This is a genomic window from Umezawaea endophytica, assembly GCF_025061645.1.
Classification (GTDB): Bacteria; Actinomycetota; Actinomycetes; order Mycobacteriales; family Pseudonocardiaceae; genus Umezawaea; species Umezawaea endophytica.
Window position 1 is genome coordinate 23498 of sequence record NZ_JANYMP010000049.1, and the last position, 23114, is coordinate 46611.

26 protein-coding genes and 1 pseudogene are annotated in these 23114 nt (G+C 66.5%); 12 read left to right on the forward strand and 15 right to left on the reverse strand.

The annotated features are described in order from the left end of the window. Positions 1-94: 94 nt before the first annotated feature. Together NZH93_RS51495 and NZH93_RS47785 are read right to left on the reverse strand one after the other, a co-directional pair. Positions 95-511 (reverse strand): annotated as a pseudogene (locus tag NZH93_RS51495) (abortive infection family protein); the annotation flags it as partial. An 87-nt stretch (positions 512-598) separates the two neighbouring features. Further along, entirely contained in the window at positions 599-1453 is an 855-nt protein-coding gene (locus tag NZH93_RS47785; protein ID WP_259630026.1) for a helix-turn-helix domain-containing GNAT family N-acetyltransferase, read from the reverse strand. A gap of 98 nt (positions 1454-1551) precedes the next feature. On the opposite strand from NZH93_RS47785, the gene NZH93_RS47790 reads away from it, so the two are divergent. The 3 genes from NZH93_RS47790 to NZH93_RS47800 are packed head-to-tail and all read left to right on the forward strand — an operon-like array spanning position 1552 to position 4662. Then, positions 1552-2880: an NAD(P)-binding domain-containing protein gene (locus NZH93_RS47790; RefSeq protein ID WP_259630027.1), complete on the forward strand. Its 1329-nt coding sequence runs from the start codon at positions 1552-1554 to the stop codon at positions 2878-2880. Positions 2881-2884: 4 nt separating this feature from the next. Continuing rightward, positions 2885-4096, forward strand: a complete 1212-nt coding sequence (locus tag NZH93_RS47795) for an MFS transporter (protein WP_259630028.1) — start codon at positions 2885-2887, stop codon at positions 4094-4096. A 5-nt stretch (positions 4097-4101) separates the two neighbouring features. Next, entirely contained in the window at positions 4102-4662 is a 561-nt protein-coding gene (locus NZH93_RS47800; RefSeq protein ID WP_259630029.1) for a hypothetical protein, read from the forward strand. On the opposite strand, the gene NZH93_RS47805 is transcribed toward NZH93_RS47800, so the two are convergent. Beyond that, positions 4613-5011: an ArsR/SmtB family transcription factor gene (locus NZH93_RS47805; protein ID WP_259630030.1), complete on the reverse strand. Its 399-nt coding sequence runs from the start codon at positions 5009-5011 to the stop codon at positions 4613-4615. The genes NZH93_RS47800 and NZH93_RS47805 overlap by 50 nt on opposite strands. 156 nt (positions 5012-5167) lie before the next feature. On the opposite strand from NZH93_RS47805, the gene NZH93_RS47810 reads away from it, so the two are divergent. Beyond that, positions 5168-5407: a hypothetical protein gene (locus tag NZH93_RS47810; RefSeq protein WP_259630031.1), complete on the forward strand. Its 240-nt coding sequence runs from the start codon at positions 5168-5170 to the stop codon at positions 5405-5407. Between the two features lie 16 nt (positions 5408-5423). On the opposite strand, the gene NZH93_RS47815 is transcribed toward NZH93_RS47810, so the two are convergent. Genes NZH93_RS47815 through NZH93_RS47825 form a run of 3 tightly spaced genes read right to left on the reverse strand, consistent with a single transcriptional unit; the run spans position 5424 to position 7802 of the window. Continuing rightward, complete coding sequence (locus NZH93_RS47815; protein ID WP_259630032.1) at positions 5424-6419, reverse strand: ArsO family NAD(P)H-dependent flavin-containing monooxygenase; 996 nt, start codon at positions 6417-6419, stop codon at positions 5424-5426. 4 nt (positions 6420-6423) lie between these two features. Further along, entirely contained in the window at positions 6424-7464 is a 1041-nt protein-coding gene (arsB, locus tag NZH93_RS47820; protein WP_259630049.1) for an ACR3 family arsenite efflux transporter, read from the reverse strand. A 38-nt stretch (positions 7465-7502) separates the two neighbouring features. Beyond that, positions 7503-7802 carry an ArsR/SmtB family transcription factor gene (locus NZH93_RS47825; protein WP_259630033.1) on the reverse strand — a complete coding sequence of 100 codons (300 nt, stop codon included), beginning with the start codon at positions 7800-7802 and terminating at the stop codon, positions 7503-7505. A 94-nt stretch (positions 7803-7896) separates the two neighbouring features. Here NZH93_RS47825 and NZH93_RS47830 point away from each other — a divergent pair, with 94 nt between their 5' ends. After that, positions 7897-10260: a hypothetical protein gene (locus tag NZH93_RS47830; protein ID WP_259630034.1), complete on the forward strand. Its 2364-nt coding sequence runs from the start codon at positions 7897-7899 to the stop codon at positions 10258-10260. On the opposite strand, the gene NZH93_RS47835 is transcribed toward NZH93_RS47830, so the two are convergent. The 7 genes from NZH93_RS47835 to NZH93_RS47865 form a co-directional block, all read right to left on the reverse strand. Further along, complete coding sequence (locus NZH93_RS47835; RefSeq protein ID WP_259630035.1) at positions 10257-10640, reverse strand: ArsR/SmtB family transcription factor; 384 nt, start codon at positions 10638-10640, stop codon at positions 10257-10259. The genes NZH93_RS47830 and NZH93_RS47835 overlap by 4 nt on opposite strands. A 13-nt stretch (positions 10641-10653) precedes the next feature. Next, complete coding sequence (locus tag NZH93_RS47840; RefSeq protein WP_259630036.1) at positions 10654-11469, reverse strand: response regulator transcription factor; 816 nt, start codon at positions 11467-11469, stop codon at positions 10654-10656. 1 nt (position 11470) lies between these two features. Next, on the reverse strand, positions 11471-12241 hold the full coding sequence (gene pstB / locus NZH93_RS47845; protein ID WP_308214312.1) for a phosphate ABC transporter ATP-binding protein PstB: 771 nt from the start codon (positions 12239-12241) through the stop codon (positions 11471-11473). A 155-nt stretch (positions 12242-12396) separates the two neighbouring features. Next, the gene (gene pstA / locus NZH93_RS47850) at positions 12397-13290 is read right to left on the reverse strand and encodes a phosphate ABC transporter permease PstA (protein WP_259630037.1); all 894 of its coding nucleotides are present in this window, start codon (positions 13288-13290) and stop codon (positions 12397-12399) included. Next, the gene (pstC, locus tag NZH93_RS47855) at positions 13290-14276 is read right to left on the reverse strand and encodes a phosphate ABC transporter permease subunit PstC (RefSeq protein WP_259630038.1); all 987 of its coding nucleotides are present in this window, start codon (positions 14274-14276) and stop codon (positions 13290-13292) included. The genes pstA and pstC overlap by 1 nt, the downstream gene beginning before the upstream one ends. After that, positions 14273-15247 carry a PstS family phosphate ABC transporter substrate-binding protein gene (locus NZH93_RS47860; protein WP_259630039.1) on the reverse strand — a complete coding sequence of 325 codons (975 nt, stop codon included), beginning with the start codon at positions 15245-15247 and terminating at the stop codon, positions 14273-14275. Before NZH93_RS47860 ends, pstC begins: the two co-directional genes overlap by 4 nt. Before the next feature lie 152 nt (positions 15248-15399). Next, positions 15400-15678 carry an ArsR/SmtB family transcription factor gene (locus tag NZH93_RS47865; RefSeq protein ID WP_259630040.1) on the reverse strand — a complete coding sequence of 93 codons (279 nt, stop codon included), beginning with the start codon at positions 15676-15678 and terminating at the stop codon, positions 15400-15402. A 199-nt stretch (positions 15679-15877) separates the two neighbouring features. Here NZH93_RS47865 and NZH93_RS47870 point away from each other — a divergent pair, with 199 nt between their 5' ends. The 5 genes from NZH93_RS47870 (at position 15878) to NZH93_RS47890 (ending at position 20409) form a co-directional block, all read left to right on the forward strand. Then, entirely contained in the window at positions 15878-16522 is a 645-nt protein-coding gene (locus NZH93_RS47870) for an arsenate reductase/protein-tyrosine-phosphatase family protein (RefSeq protein ID WP_259630041.1), read from the forward strand. A 219-nt stretch (positions 16523-16741) separates the two neighbouring features. Further along, entirely contained in the window at positions 16742-17536 is a 795-nt protein-coding gene (locus tag NZH93_RS47875; protein ID WP_259630042.1) for a hypothetical protein, read from the forward strand. Between the two features lie 172 nt (positions 17537-17708). Next, positions 17709-18143 (forward strand): hypothetical protein, encoded by a 435-nt coding sequence (locus NZH93_RS47880; protein WP_259630043.1) that lies wholly within the window; start codon positions 17709-17711, stop codon positions 18141-18143. A 782-nt stretch (positions 18144-18925) separates the two neighbouring features. Then, positions 18926-19054 carry a hypothetical protein gene (locus NZH93_RS47885; protein WP_259630044.1) on the forward strand — a complete coding sequence of 43 codons (129 nt, stop codon included), beginning with the start codon at positions 18926-18928 and terminating at the stop codon, positions 19052-19054. Positions 19055-19203: 149 nt separating this feature from the next. Then, positions 19204-20409 carry a response regulator transcription factor gene (locus NZH93_RS47890; protein WP_259630045.1) on the forward strand — a complete coding sequence of 402 codons (1206 nt, stop codon included), beginning with the start codon at positions 19204-19206 and terminating at the stop codon, positions 20407-20409. 328 nt (positions 20410-20737) lie between these two features. On the opposite strand, the gene NZH93_RS47895 is transcribed toward NZH93_RS47890, so the two are convergent. Next, positions 20738-21520 carry a hypothetical protein gene (locus tag NZH93_RS47895; RefSeq protein WP_259630046.1) on the reverse strand — a complete coding sequence of 261 codons (783 nt, stop codon included), beginning with the start codon at positions 21518-21520 and terminating at the stop codon, positions 20738-20740. A 99-nt stretch (positions 21521-21619) separates the two neighbouring features. On the opposite strand from NZH93_RS47895, the gene NZH93_RS47900 reads away from it, so the two are divergent. After that, a complete protein-coding gene (locus NZH93_RS47900) occupies positions 21620-22108 on the forward strand; it encodes a hypothetical protein (RefSeq protein ID WP_259630047.1) in 489 nt (162 codons plus the stop codon). A gap of 216 nt (positions 22109-22324) precedes the next feature. On the opposite strand, the gene NZH93_RS51380 is transcribed toward NZH93_RS47900, so the two are convergent. Further along, positions 22325-22519, reverse strand: a complete 195-nt coding sequence (locus NZH93_RS51380; protein ID WP_372507035.1) for an ArsR family transcriptional regulator — start codon at positions 22517-22519, stop codon at positions 22325-22327. 288 nt (positions 22520-22807) lie between these two features. Between NZH93_RS51380 and NZH93_RS47905 the strand changes: the two genes are divergently transcribed. After that, on the forward strand, positions 22808-23114 hold a 307-nt coding region (locus NZH93_RS47905), incomplete at its 3' end, for an arsenate reductase/protein-tyrosine-phosphatase family protein (RefSeq protein ID WP_259630048.1).

The following is a 23114-nucleotide window of genomic DNA, read 5'->3' on the forward strand; positions in this document are numbered from 1 at the left end:
CGTTGATCAGCGCTGTTGGACGGCCTTCCGAGAAGTAGCCCAGCCGTCGCAACGCCCACCGCGACCAGAGCAACCCACCGTCGAGGGCAAGAGCGACCATCTCGTCGCGGAGATCAGGGGTCCGCGCACGACCGTGCCCGCCGCCGAACTCGTTCCTGATGTTGCCCAGGTTCCTCGCGATCTTGCTCGCCTGGGTCGCAAGTTGTCCGAACACGGACTGGTTGGCCAGTTCGCGCCCTGGCTGCCCGGTCAGCAGCGTATGGGCTTGGGTCACGACTGCGTCGAACGAGGCGTTGGACGCGGCGGGTGTTCCGTCGATCTCCAAGACGATGCGGGAGATGCTTTCCACCAAGCACTTGATGTCGCTGAGCGCCTGCGAGCCGTCACCGGCAGCCAGCGAGCGGCCGAGCCGGCCTGCCTCCCGCTCGATGCAGGCCCAGTGGTCGTCACCGAGGTAGTCGGGGCGGGCAATCTCGAAGCGGGCGTACTGGTCGTTCACATTCCCGAGCATCGCACGCCACCATCTGCCCCGACGGAGACGACTAGAGCGGCCAGGTACCAATCCGGCGCAGGATTCGCAACAGAGCCTGCACGTTCATCACGCCGAGGGCGTTGGATCGATCTGGCGGCGGCGTTCGAGGAAGACGGTGTCGCGCCAGCGGCCGTGGTGCTGGGCGATGCGGTCGCGGACGCCGAGGGTGCGGTAACCGGCGCTGTGGTGCAGGGCGAGGCTGGCGCGGTTCTCGGGGAAGATCGACGTCTGCAAGGTCCACAGGCCAGCCGCGTCGGCGGCGGTGACTTGCTTGCGCAGCAACGCTTTGCCAACACCTCGGCCGCGGAAGTCGGCGCCGACGTAGACCGACGTCTCGGCTACTCCGGCGTAGCAGTCACGGGCCGACACCGCGGTCGAGGCGGCCCAGCCCGCGACCTGCCCGTCGACTTCGGCGACCCAGCGGTGATCCGGCAGCCACTTCGCCTCCAGGGTGGCGCGGTCGGGCGTCTCGGTCTCGAAAGTGGCGTCACCGGTAGCGATGCCTTCGGTGTAGACGCGTCGTACGGCTTCCCAGTCTTCAGGCCGCAATTCTCGGATCGTGACGTCGTTCGGGATGTCGGTGGGACAGCACGGTGCTGGAGCGAGCATGCCCATCACGACGTCGGCAGCGTGCGGCAAGCCGGTGCAACAGGAGGGATTGACGCTGACGAGCGTGGTGGTGCCCTGTTTGCGCAGGCTGACGAAGCCGACCTCGGCCAGCTTGCGGACGTGGTGGGAGCAGGTCGACTGGCTGATGCCGAGTTGCTCGGTCAACTCCCCCACCGTGACCGGTTTGCTCGCGACCGCGACGGCGTGCAGCAGGCGCACGCGGGTGGGTTCGGCCAGGCAGGCGAACCACTCGGCGTAGGTGGACGCGTCTTGGGGTGCGATCAGGCCTGGTTGCGGCGCCGTGGTCGTCATACGACCGAGTATCGACCCGGATCGATGGTTGCGTCAATCGAGCGCGGTCGATAGAGTTCAGCCCGCTGGATCGACGTCAATCGATAAATGGGGCTTTGATGAACGACTTGCCGGTGGTTGTGGTCGGCGCTGGCCCGGTCGGGCTGGCCGCAGCGGCGAACCTGGTCGAACGCGGAATCACGCCACTCGTGCTGGAAGCCGGCTCCGAGGCCGGTTCGGCGGTGGCTCAGTGGAACCACGTACGGCTGTTCTCGGCGTGGCCCGAGTTGGTCGATCCCGCCGCCGCACGCCTGCTGGAGGCCACCGGCTGGCAGCGCCCGACCGAGGGCTACCCGACCGGCGCCGAGTGGGCCGAACTGTACCTCCAGCCGCTGGCGAAGGTGCTGGGTGACGTGGTGCGCTACGACGCGAAGGTCGTCGGCGCCGCTCGTCGCGGACGCGACCGAATCGTCGACGCGGGTCGCGAGTCCGAACCGTTGACGGTGCACGTGGTCACGGCCGACGGCACCGAGGAGCGCATCACCGCTCGCGGCGTCATCGATGCTTCCGGCACGTGGAGTTCGCCGAACCCTCTGGGTGGCGACGGGTTGCCTGCGGTCGGCGAGCGCGCCGCCGCCGACCGGATCTCCTACCGGGTGCCGGATCTTCAGGACCCCGAGGTCGCCGCGCGGTACACGGGCAAGCGCGTGGCCGTGGCAGGCAGTGGCCACTCCGCACTGACCGCTCTGGTGGCGCTGACTGGGCTGCCCGACACCAAGGTCGTCTGGCTGCTGCGCCGTGGCGCGGTGGGCAACGTCTTCGGTGGCGGTGACGCCGACCAACTGCCGGCCCGTGGCGCGTTGGGGCTGAGTGCCCAGGAGGCCGCGCGCGCCGGGCAGGTCGAGACCGTCACCGGGTTCCGCACGACCGAGGTCGAGCGCGACAGCGATGGCAGGCTCGTGCTGGTGTCGCAGGATGGGCACCGCTTGGAGCCGGTGGACGAGGTCGTGGTGCTGACCGGGTTCCGCCCGGACCTGTCGTGGCTCTCGGAGATCCGGCTGGACCTGGACCCCGTGTTGCAGGCGCCGACCGCGCTGGCGCCGTTGATCGACCCGAACGCGCACTCGTGCGGCACGGTGTACCCGCACGGCGCCGCCGAGCTGGCCCAACCGGAGCCGGGCGTGTTCCTGACCGGGATGAAGAGCTACGGCCGGGCGCCGACGTTCCTGGCGATGACCGGCTACGAGCAGGTGCGCAGCGTCGTGGCCAAGCTCGCCGGTGACGACGAGGCCGCCGCGCGCGTGGAGTTGACACTGCCGGAAACCGGTGTCTGCGGCGGGGCGGGCGTGTTCGATGTCGTCGAGGCCGACAAGCCCGCCGAGAGCAGTGGCTGCTGCGCTCCGGCGGAGCCGCAGGTGCTGACGCTGACCGCGCCTGGCTCGCGCTGATCGCATGGTGACCACGGACGTCGAGCAGTCCGGCACTCGGGAAGACGGTGTCGGACTGCGGTGGGTTCTCGGCGTTCTGTGCCTGACCCAGATCACGAGCTGGGGCGTGCTGTTCTACGCCTTCCCGGTGTTGGCTCCGACGATCGCCGCCGATACAGGTTGGTCGATGCCCACGGTGATCGTCGGGTTCTCGCTGGCGCAGATCATCAGCGCGGTCGTGGGTATTCCGGTGGGCCGGGTGCTCGACCGCCGCGGACCGCGGGTGGTGATGACCGCAGGTTCGGTCCTCGCGGTCGGCGCGGTCGTGCTCCTGGCCACGAACACGAGCTACCCCGGCTTCCTGATTGCTTGGTTGCTGATCGGTACCGCGATGGCCGGTGTGCTGTACCAGCCCGCGTTCGCGGCACTCACCCGCTGGTACGCGGAACGTCGGGTATCGGCGTTGACCGCGTTGACCTTGGTGGCAGGACTGGCCAGCACGGTGTTCGCGCCCCTGAGCGCGTTGCTCAACGAGCACGTCGGGTGGCGGAAGACCTACCTGGTCCTGGCGGTGGCCCTCGGACTGATCACGATCCCCGCGCACGCCCTCGGGTTGCGGCGTCGGTGGCCGACACATCTCGCGACGACCAAGGACGTGAGCCATCCCGAACGGATCGCCCGGAGTCCTGCTTTCGTGACGCTGGTCGTGGCACTGAGCCTGGGAGCGTTCGCCGTGTACGCGGTGGTGGTCGCGCTCGTTCCACTGCTGACCGAGCGCGGGCTCTCCACCACGACAGCGGCCTGGGCACTCGGTCTCGGCGGAGTCGGACAGGTGTTGGGGCGCTTGGGTTACAGCAAACTCGTGGCCAGGACCTCGGTACGCACCCGCACGACCGTCATCCTGACGATCGCAGCGGCCACGACCGTCCTGTTGGGACTCCTACCTGGGCCGGCGGTCCTGCTGATCGGGGCGGCCGTGCTCGCGGGCAGTGCTCGTGGGGTGTTCACCTTGCTCCAGGCCACCGCAGTGTCCGATCGATGGGGTGCGGCGCACTACGGCCGTCTTGGCGGTCTGCTGTCGGCTCCGGTCGCCGTGGTCACCGCGCTCTCGCCGTGGGTGGCGACCGCGCTGGCAGGTGCGCTGGGCGGCTACTCGGCCGTCTTCCTCGTTCTCGCCGCGATCGCGGTGCTCGCCGCAGTTGTGTCGCTCGGATCAGTCCCGCGACGCGCACACTGAAGGACGTGGCCATCGAGCCGATCGTCATCGGCGGCATCCCCGTCCCGGACAGCCGTCCGGTGTTCCTCGCCGTGCTCGGCGTGCACGTCCTCGCCGGTACGGTCTGCGTGATCGCGGGCGCGACCGCCGCGTTCTTCCGCAAACGTCGTGGACCGCATCCGCGCGCGGGCCGGGTCTACTACCTCTCGTTCATCGTCGTGTTCGTCTCCCTGGCCACGCTGTCGGTTCTTCGCTGGCCCGCGAACACGCACCTGTTGATCATCGGCACGATCGCGTTCGCCGCCGCGGCCGTCGGTGTGCTGGCTCGACGACGTCGAGGGTGGAACTGGCCACGGGTGCACGGAGCGTTCATGGGCGTGTCGTACATCGGTCTGCTGACCGGGTTCTACGTCGACAACGGACCGAATCTGCCGCTGTGGCGGGAACTTCCACCCGCGTCGTTCTGGGTGCTGCCCACGATCGTCGGGGTTCCGGTTGTGCTGATCGCCCTGCGACGGAACGCGAGTTCGAGGAGTGCTAGCAGCGGAAGTCGCCGAGATCCGTCCCGCCCACCACGCCCTGAGTGAGTGGTCCGGCGCCGCGCAGCCATTCCTCGGTGGGTGCGAGGACGTCCGGACGCAGCCGGTACCAGCTCCACGTGCCGCGACGTTCGCGCGAAAGGACACCGGCGTCCACCAGCACGCGCAGGTGGTGGCTCAACGACGCCTGGGGCATGTCGAACTCGCGGGCCAGGCCGCAGAAGCACGCCTCGCCGTCGTTCGCCCAGCGCACGAGCGTGACCAGCCGGACCCGGATCGGGTCGGACAGGGCCTTGAAGACCTTCGCCATGCCGTCGACGCGCTCGCTGACGTCGGCGTCCCCCGCCGCCGACCGCGTCGGAGCCACCTTGGCCCGGCCGTTCCCGTTCGTGTTCACGTTTCCATCTTCACCCGTCCACACCACCACGGCCAACGGCCAGGGCATTCAGCCAGCCGACGCCTATATTGACATTCATCGATCAAGGCCGCCTGACTTGTATTGATGAAGTTCGATTCAACAAGGTCAGACGCTTTCCCTGGAGAGGACACGACGATGGCTCACATCGCGGACAGGCCGCCCGTTCGACTCATGGTGCCGGCGCGTCTCGTCAACTCCCTCAACTGGGCTTCCAACCACGGCGCGCAGTGGGGAAGCATCGCCGCCGCGGCATGGATCGTGATTGTCCGCGCGGTCGGCGAACCGTGGTGGGCCGCCGCCCTGTGCGGCGTGCTCTTCGGCGTTGTCGCCGTGCTGTGCCCGCCTTCGGCTTCCCGCATCGACGACGACCGATGACGGAAACCGATTCGGTTCAGCGAAGTTCGGCCACGATTTCGGCCACCGCCGCTTTCGCGGTGCGTCCCACACCGATCAGGGTGGCGGAAGCAGGTCCGGTCCAGTTGCCGTAACCGAGCAGGTGCAGACGGGCCTCGCCGATCGCCCTGGTGCCGTCGGTGGGAATGAGCCCGTTGGCCCCCCGCAGCCCCAACGGCGCCAAGTGGCTCAGCACCGGGCGGAAGCCGGTGCACCAGATCACCACGTCGACGGGTTCGCGGTCCCCACCCGGCCAGACCACGTCACGTCCGTCGAGGCGGTCGAACATCGACCGTGCCACCAGCAACTGCTTGTCCCGTGCTTCACGCACGGGCGGCACCGCCACGATGTCCCCGAGCCGGCCGATGCCATCGGGTCGGGTCGTCGCGATGTCGAACAGCGCCTTGCCGTCGATCTCGTCCGGCAGGAAACGCGGCGGGCGGGCGGTGGCCCACGTCAGGTCGACGTGCTCGGCGAGGTCCGCGGCGATCTGCGCGCCGGAGTTGCCGCCACCGACGACCGCAACCCGTCGCCCGGCGAACTCCTCGGGCCCGCGGTACTCGACGGTGTGGAGTTGCCGACCGGAGAACCTGCCGGGAATCGCGGGGACGAACGGTCGCCACCACGTTCCGGTCGCGCTGATGACCGCGCCCGCGGTCCAGTCGCCGGTATCGGTCTCGACCCGCAATCCGTCGTGCACCCGATGGACCGAACGCACTCGGACAGGGCGCTGGACCGGAAGGTCGTAGCGTTTTTCGTACGCAGCCAAGTACTCCACCACGTGCGCGGCCGGTGGATAGCCCTCGCGGAACGGCGGCATGGGCCAACCCGGCAGGGAACTATGCCGAGCCGGGGAGAACAGCCGCAGCGAGTCCCAGCCGTGCGGCCACGCGCCGCCGGACTCGGTTTGGGCGTCGAGGACGACGTGGTCGAGGCCTGCCCGGCGCAGGTAGTAGGCGGCGGCCAGACCTGCTTGGCCGCCGCCGATCACCACGACATCAGCTTTCAGCGCGGGCCACCCAGCGCCGGCGCAGCCAGAGGCTGACGTAGACCAGGCCGACGAGCACGGGCACCTCGACCAGCGGACCGACCACACCGGCCAGAGCCTGACCGGAGGTCACGCCGAACACGCCGATCGCCACGGCGATGGCGAGCTCGAAGTTGTTGCCCGCTGCGGTGAACGCCAGCGTGGTGGTGCGCTCGTAGGACAGGCCGGACGCCTTGCCCAGCGCGTAGGAACCGGCCCACATGATGGCGAAGTAGACCAGCAGCGGCAGCGCGATCCGGACGACGTCCCACGGCCGGGAGGTGATCGTCTCTCCCTGGAGGGCGAACAGGATGACGATCGTGAACAGCAGCCCGTACAGCGCGACCGGGCCGATCTTCGGCAGGAACTTCGACTCGTACCAGTCCCGGCCGCGTGACCGCTCACCGAGCTTGCGGCTGAGGTACCCGGCGACCAGCGGAATGCCGAGGAAGATCAGCACGCTCTTGGCGATCTCCCACGCGGAGAAGTCGATCGAGGCGGTGTCCAGACCGAGCCAGCCGGGCAGCAGGTCGAGGTAGAACCAGCCGAGCACGCCGAACATCACGACCTGGAACACCGAGTTGAGCGCGACCAGTACCGCGGCGGCTTCACGGTCCCCACAGGCGAGGTCGTTCCAGATGATGACCATCGCGATGCAGCGCGCAAGCCCGACGATGATCAGACCGGTGCGGTACTCGGGCAGGTCCGCCAGGAAGATCCACGCCAGGGCGAACATCAGCGCCGGGCCGAGGACCCAGTTCAGCACCAGGGACAGGACCATCGTGCGCTTGTCGCGGGTGACGGTGTCGAGCTTGTCGTAGCGGACCTTCGCCAGCACCGGGTACATCATCAGCAGCAGACCGAGCGCGATCGGCAACGAGACGCCATCGACCTTCACCGCGTCCAGAACGCCTTGGAGACCGGGCACGAACCGTCCGAGCGTCAGACCGGCGACCATGGCCACGCCGATCCACACCGGCAGGAACCTGTCCAGGAAGGACAGGCGGTTCATGACGGCTGACTCGGCCGCGACGGGTTGGGTGTCCTGGCTCAACAGGGCCTCCGGGTGAGGGACTGGGCGCTGGCGGTGTCGGCCAGCGTGGACAAGCTGTCGGCGACCCTGCGTAGCGCGTCAGGCCGGAGCCGGTAGTAGGTGAAGCGACCGCAGGGTTCGGCGTCCACCAGTCCGGCCTCGCGGAGCACTTTGAGGTGGTTGGAGACGTTGGCCTGCTTGGCGCCGGTCTCCTCGACCAGGTGACAGGTGCACAACGCCTCGCCTGCCAGCAGCTCGACGATCCGAGCCCGCATCGGGTCGGCCAGTGCACGCAACACGTCTGGATCGAGTGTCATCGATCCAGACGATACATCAGCCTCTGCTGATGAGTGCAAATTGCTGGTGCCGACAACGTGAACAGCGGCGATCAGCGCGTGGGATCCTGTGCCGATGCGTGGTCTCCTCGACAACGAACTGCTCAACGGCCCACACGAGGTCACCACGCGGTTGCGGCCCGAGCGCTTGGCCCGCCCGGTGGTCTCGGGCGACATGCCGGCTCTGCTCGACGAGTTGCGGTGGCTGTGCCAGGTGTGGGGCGGCGCGGGCCAACCGGTCATCCCGATATCGGACGGCCAGATCGCCGCCGAGTACCAGCTTCTGCTTCAGCGAGAGCAGATCGACCACGTCAGGGAGCGCTCGTATTTGACGGGCGGGACTCCCCATCGCGTCAGCGCTCGGTCCAGCTGGGACTACCCCGCCGTCGTCCTGGCGTCGAAGACCGCACTCACCGACTGGAATCGCGCTACTTCCGTGGTGGAACTTGAGGCCCACGATCCTTGGCTACCCATTTACGCCGCAACACTCGGAACTCTACCGAATACGCCGAACCCGAAAATGATCGACTTCGCCGAATTGCGCAAGGACCTGAAGTTCGAGGAGGTCTTTCCAGTTAAACGACGGCCCGCTGTCGGCTCCCTGGAAGACTTGTTGACCCACCTTGAGGGCAACTACAACACACCGCGGCAGATGAGCAACGTCTGGCTTGCTTACGGTCAACCACCTCATACGGGAATCCGCGATCCACGGTCACCAATACCTGAACCGAACGTGGCCCGACGAACCGCAGGGTCGAATATCATCGTGGCGGTTTCTCCCGGCTCTGTGGAAGATATAGCGCTGCTGTGGAATCTGCGGGCGGCGCACGGTGATCGTCACGTACTTCCCATCGGAATTCCGATCTCGGAACTCACACCTGGAGCCCTGGAAGTACTGAGCGTCCCAGGGCGTGCCAGGATGTTCGGCTTCGAGGGCGGCAGATGTCATCTCACCAGCACATCGGTGTCCCAGTCCGAACTGGAGATCGTGGCGAACGGATGGCGCTCTACGGTGGTGGTCAAGCATCAGGACTTGCTGTTCTTCGGTCCGGCTCCAGGCCGCCCGCACACCCAGGTCGGCTATTGGACCAATGGCGTGACACGACTCGATCCACTCACCGCTGCGGACCGGGACACTCTGTACGCAGCCACGGAGAGCCTGCGCAAGCCACGACTCATCCTTGATGTGCAGGTTCAGGACCACCTGTTGCCGATCGATACCACGATGCGAGGTCACGAGTTCGACGTCAGTTTCCGAGCGGGTATGGCTCAGGTCGCCGTCTCGGAGTTGCGCAGAACAGGCACGATAGAGGTGGCGTGGCCTCCGTCCTGGACATCCTTGGCAGCCGTCGCAAAGACCAAGGGATTGCGGGCGGTCCAGTCCGACGCGGGTTTGGCCGTCGTGGCTTTGCTGCGGTCCCTGGGTTCTATCGACGACGCATTCTGGCTCCAGCACAAGCCGCTTGTCGATCTGCTCTACCGGCTCGCAGAGCGCAGCGGCATGGCGTGGTGGAAGAAGAAGTGGGCGGAGGTGCACAAGAAGCTGATCGACGAAGGAGCCGAGGAGACCGTTCTAGAGGCGCAAGCCGAAGCGCTCGGACGGGACGAACCCGCGATCGCGCCCCCAGGAGAAGGACGTTTCCTCCCCTTCGACGATTTCCGGAAAGCACTCGGTGGCGAACAGGCCGCCATCAAGTGGGTCAACTGGGCAGAGCGCCGCCATCTGCTGGTTCGAGGCGCAAAGATCACGTGCAGCGAGTGCGCGAGCACGTCGTGGTTGCCGATGGCATCGCTACCTCCACCGGTCGGATGCTCAGGCTGCGGTCGTGAAATCGACCAGCCGTACGGACCTCGGGGCTTGACATTCACCTACCGGATCGGAGAGCCGCTCCGGCGCGTGTTGGAGACCGACAGCCTCGGGCACCTGAGCGCGCTGCACTGGCTCACCGAACTGTACGACCGGCACAACCTGGTCGGTGCTCATCCAGGAGTCGACTTCATCGACGAGTCGACAGGCAAGAAGATCGGTGAAGCAGACGTCTTGTTGCTATTCGCCGATGGCAGCCTTGTGCCAGTGGAGGTGAAGCGCCGTATCGCAGGCATCGATCAGAAGGCGATCGGCTTGATGGACACCCTCTCCGACGCCCTTCAAGCTCCCTATGACGTTCTCGCTGTCACGCAACCGGCTCGCGATTGCGTCGCATTGGAATCCGCACGCCGAACTCTGCCGGACCGTCCACGTCTGGTTCTCACAGATGACCAAATGCTCACCAACGAGCCTGTCGTATGGCTCCTGGCAAAAGATCCCTTCGTCTGGTCACCGCGCACCTCCGAGGAGGACGCCGAACGGGAGATCACATTCACTCGAATCCTCAGGGACCACGACCCGGAAACGGCGAAGGACACCGTCAGTAACAGACTCCTCAAGCGTTCGGACTAGTCGCAGCGGCTGCTGGTGCCCGTCGCCGTGCCGGGGATGTCGCGGAGCGGGCCGCCGGGCCGGAGCAGGCTCTCCATCATGTCCATGACGGCGTGGTCGATGCTGTACCAGCTCCACGTGCCTCGGCGTTCGCGGCGTAGGACGCCTGCGGAGACGAGGGCCTTGATGTGGTGGCTGAGCGAGGACTGGGGCATGTTGAAGTCGTCCGCGAGGTCGCAGAAGCAGGACTCGCCGTTGGGTGACTGCCGGACGAGTCCGAGCAGTCGGACCCGGATCGGGTCGGCGAGTGCCTTGAACATCCGCGCCGCCACCGCGGGGTCGCGTTCGTCCGCCGCAGCCGGTACGGCCTGCTCTGCGGTGTCCAGCCCCGTCGATACCATGGTGACATCTTCGTCAATGAGGATGAACGCCTGGTGAACCGGGTGTCCCGACTGGCACCGTGAACCGGTATCCGAGCCCGCGAACGACTCGGATCCACTGCGGATCGTGCTCGTCGTCACCGAAGCGCTTGCGCAGGCGCATCACGTGGACGGTGAGGCTGTTGCTGGCCGTCGGGCGGTCTCCCCACAACGCCGCAATCAGATCCTTGCGGGTGAGCACCGACCCCACTCGTTCGGCCAGGTAGCGCAGGAGCATGAACTCCATCGGTGGAAGCGCCACCTCGACGTCGTCCAGCCACATCCGCGGGACGGTCCCGTCAACCCGCAGCCTGCCCAGGTCGATCACCGTGGGCCTGATGTCGAGTTGTTGCGGTTCAGGTGCGAGGGCTTGGAGCAGCGCCAGCAGCTCCTTGGCTCTGTACGGCCGTCGCACGATGACCGTGGCGCCCGCGTCGGTGGCTCGGGCGCCGAAGTCGCCCGAGCCGGGTCCGGTGCCGACGATCACCGGTACGTCCGGGTCGTCGGCGCGGACGATCGACAGGAAGTCGACCGGATCGAGCCGACCGACCGCCGGGCCGAGCAGGACGACGTCAGGGCAGGTCCGGCCGAGCACCAGCAGCGCCTCGGCCGGGTCGGAGCAGACGCGCAGCTCGACCGGCTGTCCCGCCAGCGCGTCGACCAGGTCATGCACGACGTCGGTGTCGTCGTCGACCAGAAGGACCGCGAGGCGGGCCTGTAACCGACTGCCCGCCGAGACGCAGGCGAGTCTGCGCACGTGGAACTGGGAGTTGTCGGATTCCCACGCCGCGGTGAGCGCCGATTCGCCCATGTCAGCCGAACCTGCCGGTGATGTAGGCCTCGGTGCGGGAGTCGGTCGGGTTGCCGAAGATGTGCTCAGTGGTCGCGAACTCCACCAGTCGTCCGGTGCGGTGGCCCATGTCGTCGGCCTCGGCGGTGAAGAAGCCGGTGCGCTGTGAGACGCGTGCGGCCTGCTGCATGTTGTGGGTGACGATGATGATCGTGTAGGTCGCCGCGAGTTCGACCATGAGGTCTTCGATCTTGGCGGTGGCGATGGGGTCGAGTGCTGAGCACGGTTCGTCCATCAGGATCACCTCGGGTGAGGTGGCGATGGCGCGGGCGATGCACAGCCGCTGCTGCTGCCCGCCGGACAGGCCGAAGGCGTTCTGCTTGAGCTTGTCCTTCACCTCGTCCCACAAGGCCGCGCCGCGCAGGGCTCGTTCGACGACCTCGTCCATGTTGTCGGTCTTCATGCCTGTGACGCGCGGACCGTAAGCGACGTTGTCGAAGATGGACTTGGGGAACGGGTTGGGTTTCTGGAAGACCATGCCGATGCGTCGGCGGACCTCGATGACGTCGACCTCGGGTTCGTAGATGTCGACGCCGTGGTAGGCGACCCTGCCTTGGACCCTGGCTCCGGGCACGAGGTCGTTCATCCTGTTGAGGCAGCGCAGCACGGTGGACTTGCCGCACCCGGACGGACCGATCAGCGCGGTGATCTCCTTGCTGCCGAAGCCCATGGTGACGTCCTTGACCGCGCGGAAGTCGCCGTAGAAGACCTCCAGGTCACGCAGTTCGATCACGCCGTCGGGTGCTCCGTCCACGGGTCGCAGGGTGCTGCTGGGCGCGTCGAGTCGGACGTGCGCCGCGGCCGGTTCGTCGGTGGGCTTGTCGTCGGTGGGGGTCACGCTGGTGTGCTCCGCTCGGGTCACGGGGGTCTGCTCCTTCACGACACGCCTCACCACCGGCGCTGGTAGCGGTTGCGCAGCCAGATCGCCAGGGCGTTCATGGCCAGCAGGACGAGGATCAGCAGCAGGATCGCCGCGTAGGCGAGGTCTCGGAATTCTTGGCGGTCCTGCGGGACGAGGTTGAAGATCTGCACCGGCAGCGTGGTGTAGCGGGAGAGGACGCCGTCGGGGTTGAAGGTCACGAACGTGGTGGCGCCCACCAGGATCAGCGGTGCCGCTTCGCCGATGGCGCGGGACAGCGCGAGGATCGAGCCGGTGGCGATGCCCGGCACGGCGGCGGGCAGAACCTGCCGCCAGGTGGTCTGCCACAGCGTCGCGCCCAGGGCGAGGGAGCCGGAGCGGATCTCCTCGGGCACCGCGCGCAGTGCTTCCCTGGTCGTGATGATGACCACCGGCAGGATGAGCAGCGCGAGCGCGATACCACCCGCGAGCACGACCGCGCCGATCGACAGCGGTGCTCGCACGACAAACGCGAGGACCAGGATTCCGTAGATGACGGTCGGGACCGCGGCGAGGTTCTGGATGTTCAGCTCGATCATCCGGTTCCACCAGTGGTTCTGCTGCGCGTACTCCTCCAGGTACACCGCCGCGGCGATGCCCAGCGGTAGCGCGATGAACGCGGTGAGCGCACTGACCCACAGCGTGCCGTAGAGCGCCGATGCGACACCGGCGGTCTCGGGGCGGATCTTCGACGGCTGGTTGGTCACCAGATCCAGGTCGAACCGAGCAATTCCTTTTTGGACGATGACCGCGAGGAGGAAGAACAGGAAGGCGCAGATGAGCGCCAGGCATGCCCACAGCACGAAGGCGAACACCGAGGGGCCGAGCGTGCCACGGCGGCCTTTGCGCAGACCGTGGTCCAGGGTGAGGGTGGCAGTGGTCATCAGTAGGCCTGCCTGTACTTGCGGACCAGCCTGATGCTGATCATGTTGATCACCAGGGTTATGACGAACAACAGGGCGCCCACGGCGAACAGCGAGTAGTAGACCGGGCTGCCCTGCGGGGCGTCGCCGCTGGCGATCTGGGCGATGAACCCGGTCATGGTCTGCGCACCCTCGCGCGGGTCGAAGGTCAGGTGTGCCTTGCTGCCCGCGGCGATCGTCACGATCATGGTCTCGCCCACGGCTCGGGAAATGCCGAGCACGATGGCCGCGACGATGCCCGACAGCGCCGCGGGGAAGACCACGCGCAGCGTCGTCTTCATCCTGTTGGCGCCCAACGCGTACGAGCCCTGACGCAGTGCCAGCGGCACGGCCGACATCGCGTCCTCACTGAGCGAGGCGATCGTCGGGACGATCATGAAGCCCATCACGATGCCCGGCGACAACGCGGTGTATATGCTGTTGAACTCGAAGAACGCGCCGAGGATCGGTGTGATGATCGTGAGCGCGAGGAAGCCGTAGACGACCGTCGGGATACCCGCGAGCAGTTCCAGCACCGGCTTGAGGACCTTGCGGGCCCGCTCCGAGGCGTACTCGCTGAGGTAGATGGCCGCGCCGAGCCCCAGCGGTACCGCGACGACCAGCGCGATGGCGGTGACCATGAACGTGGCCACGACGAGCGGGAGCACACCCCACGACTTGTCGTCCCAGGTGAACTTGTCGCCGAAGGCGGCCGTCCACTCCGTGCCGAACAGGAACTCCCCGACGCCAACATTGCTGAAGAAGCTGATGAGCGGTGTCAGCAGGGACAGCACGATGCCCGCGGTCACCACGACCGACAACAGGGCCGAGCCCATGAGACCGGCGCGGATGATCTTCTCTCCGACGCGGGACCGTTGCGGGGTCAGGTCGATCTCGGGTCCCTGCCAGGCGGCCGGGTGGCCTCCCGTCTCCGAGAGGCCACCCGTCGTACGGTGACGGGTCGTCACTTGCCCGCCTTCGCCTTCAACACGGTCAGCGCGTCCTTCGCCTTGGTCTTCTGCTCCTCGGTCAGAGGTACGAAGCGCGCGGCCTTGACGATGTCGTCGTTCTTCTCCAGGTAGAACTCGACGAACCGCTCGACCTGCGGCTTCTTGAGCGCCGCGTCGGAGGGGTAGATGAACAGCGGTCGGGCGAGCGGGGAGTAGGTGCCGTCCTGGGCGCCCTTCACCGACGGCTCGACGCAGCCCTTGCCGTTGTCGATCTTCAGGGCCTTGAGCTTGGCGGCGTTCTCCTCGTAGTAGGAGAACCCGAAGTAACCCAGCGCGCCCTTCGCGCCGGCCACGCCCTGCACCGTGATGTTGTCGTCCTCGGTGGGGTTGTAGTCCTTGCGGCTGGCGCCTTCCTTGCCGTTGATCGCGCCGGTGAAGTAGTCGAAGGTGCCCGAGTCAGCACCCGCGCCGTACAGGCCCAGCGGAACGTCGGGGAAGGACGGGTCGACCTGGTTCCAGTTGGTCACCGTCGAGTCGGGCTCCCAGATCTTCTTGAGCTGTACGACGGACAGGCAGTCGATCCAGGTGTTGCCCTTGTTCACCACGACGGTCAGGGCGTCGTTGGCGATCTGCAACTCGGTGAAGTTGATGTTCTTCTCCGTGCAGAGCTTCTTCTCCTCGTCCTTGATCGCACGGGAGGCGTCGGAGATGTCGGTCTCCCCCGCGCAGAACTTCTTGAAGCCACCACCGGTGCCCGAGGTGCCGACGGTGACGTTCACCCCCGAGTTCTCGCCCATGAACAGCTCGGCCGCCGCAGCCGACAGCGGCTCGACCGTGCTCGACCCGTCGAGCACGACCGGCCCGGACAGCGGCTCGCCGCTGCCCTGCACGGCGGTGTTGTTCTGGCCACCACCGCAGGCGGCCAACGTCAACGCGGCGGCAGCCACGATGGTCATCACGTGCGCACGCTTCACCTGGCGGATGGTCACTGACGTGCCTCCTGCTTGGGTCCCGGATCCGTCCGGGAAGACCGCGTCCCGCGTTCTCGGAACCCTTGAATCGAATAATCCCGATCTAAACGTCAGATGAACGACAGGTGACCAGGGAAACTAGAATCGAATAATCCCGATCCAACAGCAGGTCACGCCGACGTCTCGCCGTCCCGAGCAAACGACAGGAGGCCGATGACCTGGTCGAATCGACCTGGAATGAGGGAGTACCAGACCCAGGTCCCCCTCCGCTCACCGCATACGAGACCGGCAGCGGTGAGCACCTTCAGATGGAAGCTGACGGTCGGTTGCGTCACTTCCAGTTCATCAGCCAGGTCGCAGACGCAGGTTTCGCCGACCCCGAGCATCCACAGCAGCCGCACCCTGATGGGACTCGACAGCGCCTTGAACACCTCGGCGACCGAGTCCACCCCTTCACGGTGCGCGGCGGCGGCAAGCGCCGCGCGATGACGATCACCTTCGGAGACCGAGGGCTCGACGACCTGCTACTTCCCGCGACTCGCCACGCGAACGAGCCTAGGGGGTGGATTGACATAAGTCGATTCAAGCTGCTGTGCTTGCATCGAGAAAAGCCGCTCCAACGATCGTGTGAAGCCCGAGGAGACCACCATGACCCGCATCGCGGACGGACTACCCCTGCACGAGATCGGCGACCAACTGCATCGCATCGTCGACGAGCTGGCCGAGAAGTTCCACGGGGTGTTCGGCAGGGACACTGTGCAGCGGTTCGTCACCGAGACCTACGACCTGCTCGACGCCCAGGCCACCGTCAGGGTCCACCTGGCCACGCTCACCGCCCGCTTCGCCAAGCAACGGCTCACCGACTTCGGCCGCGTGCAAGGGCTCACCACGGTGGACGTCCCACAGGTGCTGTTCATCTGCGTCCACAACGTCGGCCGCTCGCAGATGGCCGCCGCGCTGCTGGAACACCACGCCTTCGGCAAGGTCGCGGTCCGCTCGGCGGGAAGCCGTCCCCAAGGCGACATCCCTTCGGTGATCACCGAGGCTCTGGGCGAACTGAGGATTCCGCTGACGGAGGCGTTCCCCAAGCCATTGACCGACGAGGTGGTCCGTGCGGCCGACGTCGTGGTCACCATGGGCTGCGGCGACGCGTGCCCCGTCTACCCCGGCAAGCGCTACCTCGACTGGGACGTCGCCGATCCGGCGGGGGCCTCGCCGTCGGAGGTCCGCCGCATCCGCGACGACGTCGACCGTCGGATCCGCGAACTGGTGTCCGAACTCGTCGGCGACTGAACGCTCTGCGAGACCGTGCATAGCGCGTCAACCCTAGGTCAGCGGATCGGGCGTGGTTGGTCAATCCGTACGCCGCGCACCCGAGTCCACGCACGGCACCAGAGGCCTGTCCGCCACCGCCGAACCCAGGCGTCCGCGTCGCAGGATCCGCAGCGCTGGGCCCTGGCCGCACTCGTTCGGCCGCTACCGAAGATCCACCGATCCTGTTCTGCTGACTAAATGTCGAACAACGGTCACAGTGAGCACGCATCCGCAGATGGTGCGGATTCGATCGAACGATTCTGGGACGACTGGAGAACCGAGCGTCGCGACAGCGGGGTCACCATGGACTCGGTCGCGACGCGCTCAGGCATCAGTAAGACCGTCCTCTACGAGCTCGGCAAACCGGGAAAAAAGGCATTTCTCGCCGAGGAGACGCTGGTACAGACCCTGCTCGCCCTCATCAAGCTGCCCGAGAGCCGACGCCACGACGAACTGGCCCGGTACCGGCTCCTGCTCGCCGCCCACACCAAGACTGGTGAACCCCCGCTGGACTCGCGACCGTCGTGGCGTCGATTATGGCTCACTGCGGCAGCGGCGTCGGTGATCGCCGCAGCCGCGGGCGTCGCCGCCGCGCTACTCCTCCGGTCCCCGACCGCACCTCCCGCCGAGGTGCCCTACGCCGCGATCAGCGTGCAGAACATGGTCGCTTTGGGCGAGAACGACCTACGCCCGGACTCGACATCGGTCTACCTGTCGTCCAAGCGGGTCTCCCGATGCGCGAGCGCGGCGAAGAACTGCAAGGTCGCCGACACCGAGATGGACACCGGCACCCTGCTCGTGGCGACCTGCCAGGCCACCGGCGACGAACTGGTCAACTACAACCTCGACTCCACCTCCTCGGACAACCCGCACCGGGCCCGCTCGAATCGCTGGTACGAGGTACGTCTGCCCGACGGACGAACCGGCTCCATCAACGAGGTCTACGTCCACCCCCGCGACCGCGGTGGACTCGGGCTGTCCACCTGCTCTTGATCACACCGCCCCCGACCACGTCCGGGCCTCCGCCGGACGTCCGGAGAACGCCCGGACCAGTGAAAACCCTCCTCGACACTGATTCAGTCACTGCAGCGGGTACCACGCCCGCCGGGACATCCACAGGGGCAGCACTCCGTGGAACCCACCACCGAATCAGGGGACGACGACCATGACGAAGACGAACACAAGGACCCGTGCGCTCGTGGTGAAGGGCGCACTGGTCGGAGCTAGCGTGCTGGCTCTCACCGGCGCCTCTCTCACTCCCGCCTCGGCAGACGTGGTCAACGGATGCGCGCAGGGCAGATCGGAGTGGTACGGCACCTGCGTCTGGGTCACCACCGGCGGCAAGAACAACGGCAACCACACCCAGTGGGTCGAGAAGATCCAGGTGAACGCCCCCCGCGAGGGTCGTAACACGGCGAGCACGATGGAAGCATGGGCCGGCGACGGCCCGAGCGGGATCGCCTGGTACCAGTCCGGCAGCGGGACCACGTTCACCTGGACGATCAACAAGTGGATCAAGACGGACTCGGGCATCTGCGGGTCCTACACCTGGCCGGGTCGCAGCGACCGCTCGATCGCCTGCATCACCATCAAGGCCTGACCCGACACGAACGGCCGGCAGGACCGGCACCCACCGAATCCGCCGACTAGGGCCGGACACAGCAAGACCGATCCGTTCGGACCTAGTCGGCGGACCCGATGTTCTGTTCGGGCGAAGATGGCGGTGTGCAGGGGTAGCTGGCGGAGTTCGGGGTTAGATGGCGGGGCGGTGATCAAGGAGCGGGGGTCGGCAGAATGCGCCGCCGTGCGGAAGCTCGTGTCCGTTCTCAGTGAACATGGCGGAGTCTCACCGGACGCTCGGCGTATCTGGCCGGTTCTCACGCGGCAGCCCGCTCGATAGCTCGTCCTCACTCTTGGGGTTAATGTTTGTCTCACTGGAGTCGGCTTGTCTCATCGAAGTGACGATATGCGGGCGGTGGATCATCATCGGTCGTGTTCAGCAGGCTCCTCACCTCACTCTGTTGGCGAGAGCGCGACGACCTCGCGGCAACGGTCTCTTACCACTGACGGCTCGTTATGTTGTTTGCGCGATCTTGCGTAGTCCAGGCAGGGTGCGCGACGGTTGGTCAACCACACCTCCGGTGACGGGGACGTGGCCGCTCACCGACGATCTTCTCCCGCAGCAGCGCTACCGCGGGGCTCGTCGCGACAGCCCGCGATGGTCGCGTCCGCTGTCGAGAGGAGGTCGTCGAGGTGGTCGTTCCTTCGAATCGGACGGCTCGGTCGAAAACGCTGGTGCGGACCACTCGGGTCCGCGCCACGCTTCGCCGGGTCGCGCGGTGGCACCGCAATCGGGCACCCCGGATCTGGAAGTGGGTGCGTGTGGCCCTCTTGGTTCTGGAGGGCGTCGTGGCGCCGCTCAAGGGAGAGGCGGCCCTCGCCATCACGGCGAGGGCGCTCCTCGTGGTGGGTGACACGATCGTCGACGCTGGCAGGCATGAGCGACCGTGACACCTGGGTCCGGCCGCCTTGCGGCGGCCGGACCTCCCCTTACAGGGAACAGCACCGATCGGCGCAAGCCAAGGGGCGCCTTCGCGCCGCTATCGTCAAGACAACACGAAAGTGGTTTCGTTCCGACGAATCGGGGGGAGGACTGTTCGGTGACGCCACCGGCTGGTGATACCTGCCAGGTGTGCGGTGATTCTCTGCCCGACTCGACCGAGACAGGGCGTCCTCGCAAGTTCTGTTCGGATCGATGCCGCTCGCGCGCCCATCGCGTCCGGAAGCACGAGACCGAACGAGCCGCGGCACGTCTGGCGCGGCGGTGCGATGTCGAGGTCGCCGGGCACCGGTGCGATCGCGCTGCGGCGTTCTTGCTGGCCGTGGATGGGCGGGAGTTGAAGGTCTGCCCTGCGTGCCGGGAGCTGGCGCTGGCGTTCCTGGTCGGCCAGGGCGCATCCGCGACGGCGGTGGAAGTCAGGCCCATCGCCAACGGGAACACCGAACCGACACGGACCGCACCGCGGCCCTCCGACCGGGGGAAGGTGCTGCTCATCGAGGACGACAAGAATGTGGTCTTCGCACTGAGCCCGTCCCTAGAAGCCAGGGGATACGAAGTCGTGTCGGCCTTCGACGGCATAACAGGACTGCGTGAGGCGATGACGCAGCGCCCCGACGTAGTGCTGCTCGATCTCGGCCTTCCCGACATCGACGGCATCACGCTGCTGCGCAAACTTCGCAGCGCAAGCGACGTCCCCGTGATCGTCGTGACGGCGCGAGGCAGAGTCGAAGACAGAACCCTCGGCCTTCTTACCGGCGCCGACGACTATCTCGTCAAACCGTTTGACATCGGAGAACTCGTCGCTCGCATGCGCGGGGTCATGCGACGATCGATCACCCCGCCCGAACAGGTTTACGATGACGGGGTCCTCCGCGTGGACTTCACGCTGCAGGAGGTTCGCGTCGGCGGTAACGAAGTGCCCTTCACACGCCTCAAGTTTCGACTGATCGAGATTCTCGTCCGGTCAGCAGGCATCATTCAGCCGATTGACGCGATCGTCGCGCACGTGTGGGCGGAATCCGAGGTGACGGGCTTCAGGAAGCAGAATTTGGCGGTCCTCGTCGCCGTCGTGCGCAGAACGCTCAGGGCCGAAGGTCTCGACCCCAACTCGATCGTCACCGCGCACGGCCTCGGCTACTACTACCAACCACCGAACCGGCCCGCGCGACCGGCATCCGGTCCGCGGATCGGCTACAGCCATGCCGAGCGGCTCCTGAACCTGCCTGACAAGCAAACACCCGCCGCGCGGGCACCAGGACACCGCGACGTGCACGACGACGGTGACCAACCACCCCAGGCCACCTAATCCGCCAAGTAGGTCCGAACAAGTCCACCCGTCCGTTGTCCGAACCTGCTCGGCGGACTACAGGTCAACGGCTCCATGTCCCGCTCGCGAAGCCGGTCGACGAGTTGCTTGTCAAAGTCCAACCGCGCCTTCAGCACGCCCAGGAGCCACTTCGGAAAAGACAGCACTGCACCTTCGGTGAGGTGCGCCAGCACTTCGCAGGCGGAGAGTTCGGCGCACAATGACGTCGTTGCTCACCTCTCGTACGTCAGGCTGGCGAGGTCGGCTGCCCGTGCGGCTCGTTCGGCGCGCACAAGTCATCAGATCGTGTCCACGACAGCACTATCGATCAGGCCCTGCGACGGCGCGCGTAGTTGTACAGCAGCACAACGGCGATGGTGCCCGTCCCGATCAGGAGGCCTAAGCCCATCTGTCCCAGGAACTTGTCGCCTTCGAACGACTGCATCATGCTGATCGATCCGACGAAAGTCGCGGGAACGCTGAGCGGCGCGGCGATCTCCCACACGCTCGGTCCGTTGGGCTGATTCTGCGGCGGACTCGGCTGGTACGCGTACAGGTTCGGCGGGTACCCGTATGGGTTCGGTGGATACCCGTACGGGTTCGGCGACGCGGACAAGTTCGGGCGGTGGACCGGAGCGATCGCGGTGGGCTGCGGCGAAAATCTCGCGATCACCAGAAACGGCACCAAGATCATGAACCACACGAGGTAGTAGAGAAGCCCGACACCCCCGATGGACGCGGCCGCCGTCTCCGCCGCGCTCCTTTCGTCGTTCCCGGCAAGTTTTGTGTTCTCGAACGCCCGAGGAAGGATCAGATAGACGGCCAGGGTGTACAGGGCGTAGAGGATGGCGAGAACGAGCATGGCCAAGTGCGCACCGAACACCAGCCGCCTGCGCCTTTTCAGGACGTAGACCTCCATGGGCACGGTCAGAAGCGCTCCGATGCCGAAGAGCACCAGGGCCATGCCGGCAAAGACCGCGCCGACCGCGCTGGTGGTCGCGAGATACCAGGGGCCTTCCAAGTCCCGCGTCAACTGTGCGGCCATCGACAGGTAGAAACCGCAGAACGTCGCGAGAACCGCGAAGATCCGAAACCCGACCAGCAGTCGCACTGCCTCTCCCCGTGATCATCTCGAAACCCGCCAGATCATTCGAGCACACTGAGGTGATCGCACCACTCAGCCAGAACATTTCACCGCGCGGTGACCCGAATGGGTGACCGGGTCGGTTCCGACTGGGACGAGCACGTAATGGTCGGGCTCGCCAACACGACGGTGAGGCTGCGCCCGGACATCGGATTCGAGCAAGTGGCGCTGGCCGGACACCTCATGTTGGCGCCGGACTTCGCGGTCCTGGACGGTCCGAGGCTGCCTGTTGTCGAGCCGTTCGAACTGATGCCGTCGCTGCTTGAGCAGATTGTCACCGAGGCCGAGTGCCGGCGACCACTTGGTCGAGGTCGTAACCAGGCTGCCGACGACCTCGTTGGCGAACCGAGTGGAGGCGGGCAAATTCAACGTTCTTCGACCTCCGACCTACGATCCGCCAACCAGAGCCGAGCAAACCACCACAACACGAGACCAAATCCAGGTGGCGGACCGCAGACCAGCATCGTGCTGACCCGTCACCTTGAAGCGGACCAGACACCCGAGATCCGGGGCAATGTCCGCCACTTTCAGGGCTCAAGGAGACGGGCCGCATAGTTGGCCGTATTCATCGCCGGGTGGACGACCAGCGTCGCGGCGATCCCGGACACCACTTCCAACACAGCAAGTCCATGGTCTTCGACCGCACCGGGGAACAACGCGTCCACCCTGCTTTGACCTCCTGCAATGACTCGACCGCGATGGATCACGCGGACGGCTCGCCGTCGCGTGCGACGACCACCATCGCCACCACGTCGTCGAACCGCGAGGGGATCAGGGCAGGGCGTACCAGATCAGCGCGCCCCGCCGGTCACCGAGCACGAGGCCCACGTTGACGAGAACCTTGAGGCGGAAGCTCACCGTCGGCCGGGGGACTCCGAGGTCCTCGGTCAGGTCGGTGACGCAGGCCTCGCCTCGGTCCAGAGCAACCGGACCCTGACCGGAGCGGAGAGGCCTTGAACAGGTCAGCGACGTCGCCCGTGTCCAGAGTTGGGGTGACCGTCACTCGCCGAGCCGCAGGCTTACCGGCAGCCGGACACCGGTCCGCCGGGCGCTGTCGCCGACTCACCATGTGAGCGAGCCCCGAACCTGGATTGACACAAGTCGATTCAACCTGATGTGCTCTCCCCTGCCGAGGGCCGTATGCCCTAACCGGCCGAGGACTGACCGACCACGTGAACAGCGGGCCGCCACCTTCCGTTCACCTGGATCGGAGATTATCGAACCAACCGCAGTGTCGTCACGAGGAGAACAACGGTGAGCAAGACCCCGGAAGTGCTGTTCGTCTGCGTCCACAACGCGGGCCGGTCACAGATGGCCGCGGCCCTGCTCCAGCACTACGCGCTCGGCAGGGTCTCCGTCCGCTCCGCGGGCTCCGAGCCCGCGGACAAGGTCAACCCCGCCGCGGCCGAAGCGCTCGCGGAGATGGGACTCGACATCACCGCCGAGATCCCCACCAAGCTCTCCTACGCCGACGTGGAAGCCTCCGACGTCGTGATCACCATGGGCTGCGGCGACACCTGCCCGGTCTTCCCCGGCAAGCGCTACCTCGACTGGGCTCTGG

What these genes read in the sequence shown, in the direction of transcription:
- NZH93_RS47785 (WP_259630026.1), bottom strand. Translation starts at nt 1,453, where the DNA reads ATGACGACCACGGCGCCGCAACCAGGCCTGATCGCACCCCAAGACGCG.
- NZH93_RS47790 (WP_259630027.1), top strand. Translation starts at nt 1,552, where the DNA reads ATGAACGACTTGCCGGTGGTTGTGGTCGGCGCTGGCCCGGTCGGGCTG.
- NZH93_RS47795 (WP_259630028.1), top strand. Translation starts at nt 2,885, where the DNA reads ATGGTGACCACGGACGTCGAGCAGTCCGGCACTCGGGAAGACGGTGTC.
- NZH93_RS47810 (WP_259630031.1), top strand. Translation starts at nt 5,168, where the DNA reads ATGGCTCACATCGCGGACAGGCCGCCCGTTCGACTCATGGTGCCGGCG.
- arsB (WP_259630049.1), bottom strand. Translation starts at nt 7,464, where the DNA reads ATGAACCGCCTGTCCTTCCTGGACAGGTTCCTGCCGGTGTGGATCGGC.
- NZH93_RS47825 (WP_259630033.1), bottom strand. Translation starts at nt 7,802, where the DNA reads ATGACACTCGATCCAGACGTGTTGCGTGCACTGGCCGACCCGATGCGG.
- NZH93_RS47830 (WP_259630034.1), top strand. Translation starts at nt 7,897, where the DNA reads ATGCGTGGTCTCCTCGACAACGAACTGCTCAACGGCCCACACGAGGTC.
- NZH93_RS47835 (WP_259630035.1), bottom strand. Translation starts at nt 10,640, where the DNA reads ATGGTATCGACGGGGCTGGACACCGCAGAGCAGGCCGTACCGGCTGCG.
- NZH93_RS47840 (WP_259630036.1), bottom strand. Translation starts at nt 11,469, where the DNA reads ATGGGCGAATCGGCGCTCACCGCGGCGTGGGAATCCGACAACTCCCAG.
- pstA (WP_259630037.1), bottom strand. Translation starts at nt 13,290, where the DNA reads ATGACCACTGCCACCCTCACCCTGGACCACGGTCTGCGCAAAGGCCGC.
- NZH93_RS47870 (WP_259630041.1), top strand. Translation starts at nt 15,878, where the DNA reads ATGACCCGCATCGCGGACGGACTACCCCTGCACGAGATCGGCGACCAA.
- NZH93_RS47875 (WP_259630042.1), top strand. Translation starts at nt 16,742, where the DNA reads ATGTCGAACAACGGTCACAGTGAGCACGCATCCGCAGATGGTGCGGAT.
- NZH93_RS47880 (WP_259630043.1), top strand. Translation starts at nt 17,709, where the DNA reads ATGACGAAGACGAACACAAGGACCCGTGCGCTCGTGGTGAAGGGCGCA.
- NZH93_RS47900 (WP_259630047.1), top strand. Translation starts at nt 21,620, where the DNA reads ATGGGTGACCGGGTCGGTTCCGACTGGGACGAGCACGTAATGGTCGGG.